This is a genomic window from Streptomyces sp. XY431 (assembly GCF_001279805.1).
GTDB classification, from domain to species: Bacteria; Actinomycetota; Actinomycetes; order Streptomycetales; family Streptomycetaceae; genus Kitasatospora; species Kitasatospora purpeofusca.
Genome location: NZ_LGDO01000130.1, coordinates 1 through 11513 on the forward strand (window position 1 = coordinate 1; position 11513 = coordinate 11513).

Consider the following 11513-nt stretch of genomic DNA (forward strand, 5'->3'; position numbering starts at 1 on the left):
GAGAGGTAGATCGCGTACGCGATCGGATAGGCGGTGACCGCGACCATCACGATCACGGCGGGCGCGCAGAGCAGCAGGCCCAGCCTGCGTTCCTGCCGGACGCCCCCGGACAGCTCGGACCGGCCCGGACCGCCGGCCGTCGCGGGCGCTCCGGCAGTGGCGGGCGCTCCGGGAGTGGGGGGCGTGGAGGCGGAGGTGCTCACGGGATCAACCCCTTGGAGCCGAGAGCGTCCTCGATCTGCCCCCGCAGGTCGGCGACCGTGCTCTCGGGGTGGTACAGAGCATCGCCCCTCAGAACTCGGGCGACCGGCGCCGACTGTGGGAACTGGTACTCACCGAACGCGCCGCCCGTGTCCCGGCGCCCGACGGATCACCGGCACACCCTGCGCCGGCCCAGGGGAAGAGCGCGCCGCGGAACCATTGACCCCGCGAGCCGTTCCCCTCCCCTGTGCGCCGTGCCGCAGGCGACGGACACGGCGCACCGCCACGCGGCCCGATCCGCTCGATGTACTCAGCAGGCGCAGCGCAGCGTGGCGGTCCGCCCACCAGGCCACCGCCCGGGGACCTGCCGGAACTGCAGGGGTATTCCACAGCGGATGCCCCCCAAGGTCGATCACACGGCTGCTTCTCGTGACGTCCCCGACGATGGCATCCCGGCATGGCCGCGACCCCTGACAACTTGAGGGGTAGTCGGATGTTCGAATATTCAGCTCCCTCGTGCCGCCGCCGAGCACGAGGGACCGCGGACATCGCGCCGCGCCTGGAATGTCGGGCGGCTGAACCGGGCAGGACGGCCGTGGTCCGGGCTACTGGCACCCGGACCCGCGATCAGCGGTGTGCGGCCAGCTCCTCCAGTCGGCTGGCGAGCCGGGGGCCGGGGCGGCGGGCGATGCCGTCGAAGTCGGCGGCATCGGCCGGGTCGGCGTGCACGACCAGGCGGTCGACCTCGTCGACGGGACCGGCGGCGGGCTGGGTGTTCTCGGCCGGGTGCCCAGGCGGCATGACGGCCGTAACCACCTTGAAGTAGCCGGGAAGCGGGGCACGGCGGGCGGCATCCCCGGCGCGCGCCCGGCGCGGTCGAGCAGCCCTGGGTGAACCAGAAGTTCGCCTCGTCGAGTTCGCCGTGCTCGAGGTGCTTGAGGTAGATGGCGAACGCGGCGGTCCGGCCGCCGGCCCCGGCGGCGATCTTCCACCGGGGAGGAGAGGCGCGATGGCGCTGACATCGGACGAAGCCGTGGCGCAGCTCGGTCACCGGCTCTCGCCCAAACGGCGTTCCGCCGTGTCGCGCTTGTACCGGCTCGCTTACCCGGCCGCGGGCCCGGCCCTGTTGGAGGCCCTGCGGCGGGAGGTTGGCGATGCCCGTACACGGGAGACCCAGTACCGGATCGTCATGGCCCTGGGAGCGTGCGGCCACAGGTCGGCCGTCGGCCTGCTCCGGGATCTCGCCCGGCGCGCCTTCAAGGCCACCATGGTGTATGTGGCGCTCGGCGACGCCATCGTCCGGCTGAGCACCCCCGAGGAGACAGCCGATGCACTGCGCTGGCGCCTGAACTCCGGCACCCCGATGCTCGCCGACGGCGCTCTGCGCGCCGTCGCCGTGCAGCGACTGCCCCTGGACGGGGCCACGGTCGACTGCGTCCTCGACTTCCTCGCACCCCTGGATCCCCACGACGGCCTCCGGTTCTGGGCCGCGGCAGCCGCAGCCGGATGGACGGGCCCTCGCGTTCAGGGATTCCTCCAGGAGTGCGCAGTCGGCCCCCGGGCCGACGTAGCCGACGCGGCTACCTCGTCCCTGCAGGGCAAGTACCGGACCTACTCCCCCCTGTAGCGACCCGTCTCGCACAGGGTCGGTCCGTACCCTCGGTGCACGGGTCGTTCTCGGGTGGGCCCGAGGAGCGGGCCGGAGCACCCGACCCGGGTTCCCGATCGCACTACCCTTTCCACTCCGCCTGTTTACGTCGCCTTCCCGGATCCCGCGGCGTGAATTGCGCATTCCGCGTACGGCACGCCCTGTGGGCCGTACATTCGCCGGTACGGATGGTGACAACGCAACGGGAGTGATCGTGGCAGCGTTCGGAACGGACACGAGTGTGGGCTCGACCATCCTCGTCCTGGAAGCACAACTACCCGCGGTGGAGGAACGGTTGCTTCGGGCGCAGGCCGAACTCGGCGCCGCGAGCGCCGAACGGGACGCCGTCCACCAGGCTCTCGACGCACTGCGACTGCTCTCCGGTGCGCCCGCTCGCACCGACGGGGACCCGCCGCCCGCGGCCGATGCTCCGCCCGTACCGGCCGAGGCCGCGCGGGACGCCGAGCGGGCCGGATCCACTCCGGGGGCACCGGCCTCCACCGAGCCCGCCGCCGTCGCGGCGAGCGGCGCGAAGAAGGCGACGCCCGCCAGGAAGACCCCGGCACGGAAGGCCTCGGCACGGAAGACGGCCGAACCGGCGAAGGCCGAAGAGGCGAAGGCCGAAGAGGCGAAGGAAAAGCCCGCCAAGGCAACACCGGCGAAGGCAGAGCCCACGCGGGCCTCGGCACGCGGCGCGAAGACCGGCGGCGGCACGAAGACGGCAGCGAAGCAGGACCCGACCGCCCGAACAGGACGGACCGCGTCGCGCTCGCGCCCCGTCAACGCCGAGCCCCCCACCGCGGCGTCGGCCGCCGGGCGGCGAACGGTGACGGACGCGGACAGCGTCCTGGCGGTCCTGTCCGGATCGGCAGGACCGATGCGTGCCCGTGAAGTGAGCGAGAAGCTCGGGCTGGAACCGCTCGAGGCGAACGTCAACGCGGTCCGTACCCGGCTGGAACGCCTCGCCAAGGACGGCCGGGCGCAGCGGCCCGGGCGCGGCCTGTACACGGCGACAGCCCAAGGGGCTGGCTCCGGGACCTGAACCGAGGGCGGGTGTCCGTGGACCGGTTGGCCAAGGCCGCGGTGCGTGTGCACGTGGAGGTCCTGCGGGACCGGGAGATGTGCCCGCTCCGACGCGCCTGACAGGTAGCGTCCTGCCCGGGCGGGCACGCCCTTCCCCGGGCAGGGCGTCCTGCAGGCGCCGGCCCGTGCGCGGGACGAGGAGGGCGGCCTCGATGGCGCCGCGCTGCCCTGCGTGCGCCGGTTGCTGCGGGGTCCTGGGCCGGCTCACGGCACGGCCCCCGCCGGGACGCGGCCGTTCCGGCGCCTCCACCTGATCCGGGTACGCCCGTGCCTGTCAGCGCCCGCCCGGCGATCGCAAGCGCCTCCGGGACGCCCGGTACCGGCCCACGACGGCGCAGCAGCCTGGCCCCGGGCAGAGAGGGGCACAGGGCCGGCCGGCCCCGGCCGGAGGAGGACCGGGAGGCGGTGGCCGCGCGGGCCGTCGCAGACGCCGAGCCGAAGGGGTCGCGCACCGACCGGTTCGCCCAGAGCCCGGCGGCGCCGGCGCAGTTCGTGGAGCGGCAGCGGCATCCTCGCGTGCCTCGCCCGCACAAGGAACCGGTGGAGGTCGGGCCCCGGCCGTGAGGAGCACGTCGTCGTGTCGCATTTCGCACTGGCACCTGGTCGAACCAGGAGGGCAGAAGGACGAGGCTGACGGCGGGCCGGCTCGTGCAGCACGCCGAGCACCGCGTCGAGCGGGCGCAGCGGGTACAGCGGGCGCAGCGCGTACAGCGGGTACAGCGGGCGGTGCCGGGACTCCCGGGACGCTGCCGCGAATCCCGGACACCGGCGAGGCCGGCAGGTCGGTGCCGGTCGGGCCTGCCTCGTGGACGCGGGCCCGACCGGGAACACCCGCCCGACACCTCGGCGGACCGACCCGACGGATTCCCGCCGGACCGACGGGATGCACCGGCCGGCGGCAGTTCGGGCCTCGGCCCTGCGGCAGGAGCCCACAGAGGAGGAAGCGATGGCCGGCAGCGGATTCCGGCGCTCGACCGCGTGGGGCCGGTCGGCCCGGCACGACGTCGGGCCGACCGGGGCGTTGTGCCGCCCCGGGCGTGCTTCGGTCCCCTCGCCAGCCGGTAGGGGGCCGGGCTGTTCAGCCGAGGAAGTCGACGCGGTCGATGAGGCCTTCGCGCACCCAGTAGGCCACCAGGACGCGGACCGGCTCGTCGGCCAGGCCGTGGGCGATCTCGTGGTCGACCACCCGGTCGCCCTCGGTGAGCCGCCCCACGATCTCCGCCCGGCAGCGGCCCTCGGCGAACTGCCCGGCGTACCTGTCCCGCAGGGCCTGCCTGCCCTGCAGGAGGCTGCCGTCGGCCCGGTGGACCGTGACGTCCTCGGCGTAGGTGGCGACGAAGGCGTCGATGTCGTGGCTATTGTAGGCGGCGAGCTGCCGCTCGACCACCTCGCGCGGTTCGGTCATGTGCTCGGTCGTTCCTTCTTCGGGGTACGGGTTTCAGGCCGCGAGGCGGCGGGCGGCGAGTTCGGCGTAGAGCGCGGCCCCGTCGGGGAGCACGGCGTCGTCGAACTCGGCGTGGGGCGAGTGGTTGGACGGCAGGCTGTCGGGGTCGCTGCCCTTCGGGGCCGCGCCGAGCCAGGCGAAGGAGCCCGGGACGGCCTCGAGCACCCGGGAGAAGTCCTCCGAGCCGGGGATCGGGTTCGCCAGTGTCCGGAAGCGCTCCTCGCCGAAGACGTCCCGGACGGTGTCCGCCAGGAAGTCGGTCTCGGACCCGTCGGTCACGGTCACCGGGTACTCGGGCAGGTACTCGATCTCCGCCCGCAGGCCGTGGGCCGCGGCGATGGCCCTGACCAGCTCCACCGAGGCGTCGGCGACCCTGGCCTGCGCCTCGGCGGAGAAGGTGCGCACCGTCGCCTCGAAGCGGGCGGTGTCGGGGATGATGTTGCGCCGGGTGCCGGCCCGCAGGAGCCCGACGGTGATCACCACCGGGTCGAACACGTCGAAGCGGCGGGTCACCATGGTCTGCAGGGCGGTGACGATCTCGCAGGCCGCCGGTACGGGGTCCTTGGCCCGGTGCGGCACCGCGCCGTGGCCGCCGGCACCGTGGAGGGTGACGTGCAGTGCGGCGGACGCCGCGAGGATCGGCCCGCGCCGGGAGCTGAACTCCTTGTGCGGCATGGTCGACGACACGTGCAGGGCGTACGCGGCGACCGGGCGCCGGCCCGCCGCGTCCAGCACGCCCTCGGCGAGCATGGCGCCGGCGCCGTCCCAGCCCTCCTCGCCGGGCTGGAACATGAAGACCACGTCGCCGTGCAGGTCCTCCCGCCGTGCGGCCAGCAGCTGCGCGGCGCCCGCGAGCATGGCGGTGTGCAGATCGTGTCCGCAGGCGTGCATCGCGCCGTTCTCGGCGGCGAACGGCACCGGGGCCCTCTCCACGACCGGCAGGCCGTCCATGTCACCGCGCAGCAGCACAGCCGGTCCCGGCCGGCCGCCACGCAGTACCGCGGTGACCGAACTCAGGCCGGTGCCCAGGCCCACCTCCAGCGGCAGGCCGTCCAGGGCCTGCAGCACCCGCTCCTGGGTGCGCGGCAGGTCGAGGCCCAACTCGGGGAAGCGGTGCAGGTCCTGGCGCAGCCGGACCAGATCCGGGGCCAGTGCGAGGGCGTCGTCGTGCAGGGACACAGGTACCTCCATCGGACCCGCGTGCGGCGGGAAGTTGTGCGGAGCGGACTCGTTCCGTGATTCTGGGCCTCGCGGCGGGAGTCTCCCGCGTTTCGCAGGATCACACCACGAGAAGGCCCTCCCATGAACGAATCGACCGGAAGCCGACGGTGACCGGCACGGAGGTGACGGTCGACGAGCTCGACCTCGCCCTGGTGAACGCGCTGCAGCTGCGGCCCCGGGCACCCTGGTCGCTGCTCGGCCAGACCCTCGGGATCAGCCCTGTCACCGCGGCCCGCCGCTGGCAGCGGCTCTCGGAGGCCGGGATCGCCTGGGTGACCGCCTACGGCCTGCCGCACCCCGAGGACCGCGGCTGCGTCGCCCACCTCGACCTCGACTGCGCCCCCGACCGGACCGCACGGATCGCCGACGAACTGGCCGAGGACCCGCACGTGATGAGCATCGAGCACTTCTCCCAGGGCTGCGACCTCGCCGTCACCGCGGCCTTCACCGACCTGGCGGCACTCTCCCGCTACACCACCCAACGCCTCGCCCGCCTCCCCGGGGTCGACGCCGTCCGCGTCCACCTCACCACCGGCTTCTACGCCGAAGGGATCCGCTGGCGACTGGACTCGCTGGACCCGGCTCAGCGCGGGGAACTGCACGACAACCAGCCGGCGGGCAACGGGAAACCGTCCGCAGTGCGGGCCGAAGTCCGCGAAGAGGACCGGGAACTGCTCATCAGACTGGGCGTCGACGGCCGCCTCGACCAGGCCGCCCTGGCCGCCGCCACCGGGCTGAGCCCGTCCACGCTGCGCCGCCGCCTCGACCGACTGGCCGCCTCCGACGCGATCCGCTTCCGCTGCGAGATCGCCGCCCGCGATGCCGGCCGACCCGTCCTCGCGACCTTCCGGGCCGACCTCCCCCCGGACCGGCTCGACACCGTCGGCCCCCAACTCGCCGGACTCCCCGAGACCCGGCTGTGCGTGTCCGTCACCGGCACGCACAACCTCCTCCTCTCCGTCTGGCAACGCTCCCTCGCCGACGTCCAGCGCCTGGAGACCGCGCTCACCCGCAGGTTCCCCGACCTGCGAGTGGCCGAACGCCGGGTGTCGCTGCGCACCGTGAAACGGATGGGCCGGATCCTCGACACCGACGGACGCGCCGTCCGCGCCGTTCCGATGGACATCTGGCGCGACCCGGCCCCGGCCACCCGACAGCCGCCCGGACCGGCCACCGCACCCGGAACGACGACAGCAGGCCCGCCGAACGCAACGGTCCACCGCATCAACACCAGCACACAGTCACTTCCACCAGACGGCCCAGGCCGACACGTCGACCGACACCCGCGAACGCCGCACACACCGACGTGACCGCCACCCACCACAACCACCACAGCCGCCACCCTGACACTCACGATGCTGCCCGGACTGCCCGACGACACGCCGCAGCGTCGGAGCACCGGGAACCACGGCGATACCGAGGTCGACAACGACGGCGCAGGCGTCGACGGACACCTCCGCCCCGCCCACACCGACGGCAACGGCCGGCGGCCGGGAGGAGCTTTCCCCCGGCCGCCGGGTACGGCGGTCGGTCAGCAGCGGGGCAGGACCGTGGTGTCGTGTTCCGCCGCCGCGGCCGTGCTCACGCCCGCGGCCCCGAGCAGCGTGCCGGCCGCCAGCCCGACGGCGGCCAGCACGCCGGCCGAGCGTTCATCTCTCTCCTCCGTCTCATGGGTCCGCCGGCCTTTCCGGGTGCCCGCCGATGCACGCCGCGCCCTTGCACGAACGGGAGCGGCGGTGCGGTGACGGACGGCCCGTCGGGATCCGGCGAATCAGCCGTGACCTCAGTGTTCGCCGCCGCAGCGGTGTCCAGCAGCCCCCTTCCATCACCGTGGACAATGACCGGGCAACCCGTCTCGTCCCGGCCCTGCGCAAGAGCCCCGGCCCGAACCGGCCGACCGGGATCCGCATCCTCACCCCCGGTCCGCACCCCCGCCCGCACCCACACGGAACTGCTCGCGCCGAAGAGCACCGACCGGGGCGCGGTGTTCATCGTCGACCAGTTCGAGGAGGCGTTCACGCTCTGCACCGATACCCCGCCCAACGCACCCGCTTCACCATCCGGTGGACGGTCGGCAGCGAAGGCATCGTCGATCCCACAGGAACGGTCGCCCTCAGATGCCGGTAGAGCGCCGCGACAGTTCCGCCCGCCTGCGCCAGGACGGTCCATGCCTCCTGCGACAGTTCGAGCCTGGGACGTGGCCGGCCGAGCTCGAGCAGACGCGCCACCAGGAGCGGCCGGTCCACCGACACGACAGGCAGGAGATCAGCCAGCGCGGACGAGGCAGCCACCACACCCCCCGACAAGGGACACTCAGCCCGTGTTCGGGCGGATAAAACGGTGGCTTCCTGATTCGCTTCCCTGCCACGATCTGGGGGTGACCACATTGTTCCTGATGGTCGGCCTGCCGGGGGCCGGAAAGACCACACGGGCTCGGCAGCTCGCCGCAGAGCACGGCGCGCTGCGTCTGACGCCCGACGACTGGATGATTCCCCTGTTCGGCGAGGCGGAGCCGGACGGGAAGCGCGATGTGCTGGAGGGGCGCATGCTCTGGCTCGCCCTGGAGGCGGTCAGACTGGGCACCGCCGTCGTCGTGGACTACGGCTGCTGGTCACGGGACGAACGGTCGGCGATCCGCTGGCTGGTGGAGGCCGAGGGGGCGTGCTTCCGCATGGTCTACCTGCCGGTGGACGAGGAGACCCAACGCACCCGTATCGCCCACCGCTGGGCGACCACCCCCGAGGAGACGCTGCCGATCTCCGAGGCCGACATCCTGCACGGGCGCGCGCATTTCGAGGAACCCGACGCGGCGGAGCTGGAGGGCCGCAGGGGCGCCGGCCCGCCGCCCGGATGGGTCGACTGGCGGGAGTGGGCCGCCGACCGATGGCCGTCGTTCGCGTGACTGCTGCGGCCCACGACAACTCAGCCGTACCGGGCGCGCCTGCACCAGCCCGAGACGATCCGCCGGACAGACCCTAGTAGTGCTTTGTCAGGTGGTGTCGTAGGTCTGCCATGGGGCGGGTGCCGGTCCAGGTGGCGACGAGGTGTTGGAGGAGGTCCATGGCCTGGCCGAAGGTCAGGCCATGGACAGGGCTTTGGGGAGGGTGCGCTGTTCGGCGAGGAACAGGTGGGCGGCGGCCCGCCGGCCGCCAGCACGTAGACCGTCAGCAACGTCACCCCCGCCGGAACATAGAAACCGGTGTTACCCGGCGCGGTGAACTCCTTCTGCCCGGAGGCCCTCACCGCCCCCGGGGGAACCCTCGGCGGCGGCGGCCGCCGACGCCGGGAAGCCACCCGCCAGCATCGCCGACGCACCCAGCACCATCGGGGTGCGCACCACGGCCCGCCTCCGCCGCGCCGGACCCACGCCCATGTCGGCCATGTCATCGTCCTCTCGCAAGAGTGAAGGGCGCGGAACTCTCCGCACCGGCCGGTACCGACCCAGCCACACCCCAGCCTCAAGAGATACCGTTCGTATCGCTACTACTGTCGGCGTTCGCAGTAGGTGGCGACCGCCCCTCGACGACGGCGGGCGGCCGTCGAGCGCGTCGTCGGCCGCCACCGAGCTGACCTGCGCGAACCCCAGCGAGCACCTGGCCCTCGATGTCTGGCTCGCCGACGTCCGCCCCGACGGGCAACCAGAACTCCGCACCCCGGCCGGCGGCATCCGACGCGACCACGCCGCCGTTCTCGCGGCCCTGAACACCACACTCACCCTTCGACCTCCTACGCCGCCGCATCCTCCTGTCACCATGACCAGCCAGCCAAGACCCCTCGATCAGCGACAGAGCCATTCCGTGATCCCTGGACGGCCGGGACGGCTTGCCAGGGGATCCCATGCCGATCAAGCTCTTCCGGCGGCACTTCGTGGAGGTACCGTCAGATCGACCAGAAAGTCCTGATCGCCGGCACCGGAACAGCGGCCCTGGACGACCTCCGCCCCTTCCTCGGTGTCCTGGTCGTGCAGGCTCAGACACTCGCCGGTGACGACCGGGCGGATACGGAAATGGGGAGCGGCGAGCGAGCCGAACAGCTCGATGCGGAACTGCTGCGCCCGATCGTTGTCGGCACAGTCGTCCCGGGGTTCGAGCAGATCCCGCCCCGGGTCCGTCGTCAGGACGGTGAGGCAGCCGATGCCGTACTTCTCGTGGTGCCACTGGATCTGCACGGTGTCCTTGGCCAGCGGCTCGAGGAAGACGTTCGGCAGGTCGGTCCTCGAGCAGAGGCGTTGGACGGCGACAGCGGTCCGGTAGCGTCCGGTGCGATCCCTTCCTTCGGTGAGGCACAGCTCCGGCGTGCGAGCGGGGCGGATCTGCGCCCAACTGCCCACGGCCAACATGCGCAGCCCCGTCACGGGCACCGCCGGTACGGTGGCGGGCCCCGGCGAGTCGTAGAACCGGTCGCTGATGACGAGTGTGCCCGCAACCCCAATTGCCGCAGCGCCGACCAGGCCGGCCGCCCGGCGCCACCACGGGAGGCCCGCCTTGGCGGGCGTAGCCGCGGAGGATGCCTCGGAGTTGCCGTGGTTGACGCCGTCGGCGGCATCATCGTTCTGCCTGGGCTCATGGGCGGCGATACTGCGACGTTCCTCCAGCCACTCATGGACTTCCGCGTCACTGAGACCGCAGGCACGGGCGAAAGCCTCGACGAACTGTGCGCGCGGGAGAGTGGCGCGGCCGAGAGTACTCGCGATCGTGCTCGCCGGGAGTGCCGTGCCCTGTGCAGCAGCCACTCTCTCCAGCTGGCGATACGTCAGTTCCGACCGGGTGCGCAGCTTTCGGAGTTCCTTTGTGAACTCGGCGGGGGTTCTGGCCCTCTCGGGCCGTGGCGGCTCCTTCGGATCCACTGAGCCGTCCTCCCATTGACTCAACTACCTGGGCATCGCCCCACTGATGGCGACGCCGGCCTCCCCTCCGGTACGGCATCCTTCACGCTTGTTCGGTACGCGGCAAGCACCGCCCCGAACATGGCAGGAATCGTTCCGAACAGACTCGAACTGCATCTCTCCTTGTCGGTCCGGCGGCGGCGCGCACATCCTCGACCCACAGCGGCGCCTGCGTCATCAGGAGGCCGCTCGCATGCGGGCATCGGCGCATGTGCTGACAGCAACTGCCGGTGCGCCGCCGAGACCCTCCCGCGGAAGGCACGCGGGCTCAGCATCCAGTCCTGAGAAGGAGAAGGCAATGAAACTGCACGGAAGGATCGCCGCGTGCGCCATCGCGGGGGCAGCGGCTCTGGCGGGGTTCACCGCCACAGCTCCAGGTGCTTCCGCAACATCCGCCACCACCGCCCCGACGGTCGTCGCTCCCCGACTCGCGTCGGTCGCGGTGCTCGCGGAATCCGCCTGTCCCTACAGCGGGGCCCACCCGAACCTCTACTACACCGACACCGGCCCGGCCGTCACACACGCGCAATGCCTGATCAACATCTACGGCTACGGGATCGCCGAGGACGGCATCTACGGCGCCACTACCCGTGACGTGGTCCGGACCCTGCAGAGGCGGTGCGCGATCCCCGTTGACGGCGTAGTCGGCCCGAAGACGTGGGACTGCCTGCACCCGGACAAGAGCCCCAACCCGCGCTGAGACCGTTCGTCGGCGATGCGGTGTGCCGAGACCTCCTCGGTCCCGGCGCACCGCACTGCTGTACCGGCGGCCACCGCAGATGCGAGCCGCGGCGGACCGGGTCCTCGGCCGGCGAGGGGAGAGGATCCTGTCCAACGCCGTCCCGGGACTGGCCCAGGTTCGGTCGAGGCCCTCCCGGCGGCGACGCATGGTCGTCGGCGTTGCCGGTGCAGGTCGCGCCAATGGTCCAGCAGTGTGCCCGCCGGGCGTTCACGGCCGGGGCGGGCAGCCCGGTTGCCCCTTCAGGCAGAAAGGCGGCCGAACGGAACCCGGCCGGGCCGAGTCGACGGGT

General features: G+C 72.5%; 9 protein-coding genes and 1 pseudogene. 5 read left to right on the plus strand and 5 right to left on the minus strand.

Annotated features, from left to right (window positions below; genetic code table 11):
- Both ADK60_RS46610 and ADK60_RS44840 read right to left on the minus strand, forming a co-directional pair.
- Positions 1 to 203: pseudogene (locus ADK60_RS46610) on the minus strand (ABC transporter permease); the annotation flags it as partial.
- Positions 204 to 828: 625 nt separating this feature from the next.
- Positions 829 to 1002: a hypothetical protein gene (locus ADK60_RS44840; RefSeq protein WP_159400460.1), complete on the minus strand. Its 174-nt coding sequence runs from the start codon at positions 1000 to 1002 to the stop codon at positions 829 to 831.
- 208 nt (positions 1003 to 1210) lie between these two features.
- On the opposite strand from ADK60_RS44840, the gene ADK60_RS16450 reads away from it, so the two are divergent.
- Both ADK60_RS16450 and ADK60_RS16455 read left to right on the plus strand, forming a co-directional pair.
- Positions 1211 to 1828: a hypothetical protein gene (locus ADK60_RS16450; protein ID WP_053646795.1), complete on the plus strand. Its 618-nt coding sequence runs from the start codon at positions 1211 to 1213 to the stop codon at positions 1826 to 1828.
- A gap of 235 nt (positions 1829 to 2063) precedes the next feature.
- Positions 2064 to 2891 carry a hypothetical protein gene (locus ADK60_RS16455; protein WP_159400461.1) on the plus strand — a complete coding sequence of 276 codons (828 nt, stop codon included), beginning with the start codon at positions 2064 to 2066 and terminating at the stop codon, positions 2889 to 2891.
- 1119 nt (positions 2892 to 4010) lie between these two features.
- Here the strand turns inward: ADK60_RS16455 and ADK60_RS16460 are convergent.
- Both ADK60_RS16460 and ADK60_RS16465 read right to left on the minus strand, forming a co-directional pair.
- The gene (locus ADK60_RS16460) at positions 4011 to 4337 is read right to left on the minus strand and encodes a nuclear transport factor 2 family protein (protein WP_053646799.1); all 327 of its coding nucleotides are present in this window, start codon (positions 4335 to 4337) and stop codon (positions 4011 to 4013) included.
- A 33-nt stretch (positions 4338 to 4370) separates the two neighbouring features.
- Complete coding sequence (locus tag ADK60_RS16465) at positions 4371 to 5555, minus strand: M20 metallopeptidase family protein (RefSeq protein ID WP_053646801.1); 1185 nt, start codon at positions 5553 to 5555, stop codon at positions 4371 to 4373.
- A gap of 149 nt (positions 5556 to 5704) precedes the next feature.
- Here ADK60_RS16465 and ADK60_RS16470 point away from each other — a divergent pair, with 149 nt between their 5' ends.
- Both ADK60_RS16470 and ADK60_RS16480 read left to right on the plus strand, forming a co-directional pair.
- Positions 5705 to 6907, plus strand: coding sequence for an Lrp/AsnC family transcriptional regulator (locus ADK60_RS16470; protein ID WP_053646803.1), 1203 nt, complete (start codon positions 5705 to 5707; stop codon positions 6905 to 6907).
- A 1067-nt stretch (positions 6908 to 7974) separates the two neighbouring features.
- The gene (locus tag ADK60_RS16480) at positions 7975 to 8499 is read left to right on the plus strand and encodes a P-loop nucleotide/nucleoside kinase family protein (protein ID WP_053646807.1); all 525 of its coding nucleotides are present in this window, start codon (positions 7975 to 7977) and stop codon (positions 8497 to 8499) included.
- A 942-nt stretch (positions 8500 to 9441) separates the two neighbouring features.
- On the opposite strand, the gene ADK60_RS16490 is transcribed toward ADK60_RS16480, so the two are convergent.
- Positions 9442 to 10443, minus strand: a complete 1002-nt coding sequence (locus ADK60_RS16490) for an XRE family transcriptional regulator (protein WP_234371109.1) — start codon at positions 10441 to 10443, stop codon at positions 9442 to 9444.
- 337 nt (positions 10444 to 10780) lie between these two features.
- Here ADK60_RS16490 and ADK60_RS44845 point away from each other — a divergent pair, with 337 nt between their 5' ends.
- Positions 10781 to 11182, plus strand: a complete 402-nt coding sequence (locus ADK60_RS44845) for a peptidoglycan-binding domain-containing protein (RefSeq protein WP_053646811.1) — start codon at positions 10781 to 10783, stop codon at positions 11180 to 11182.
- Positions 11183 to 11513 lie beyond the last annotated feature (331 nt).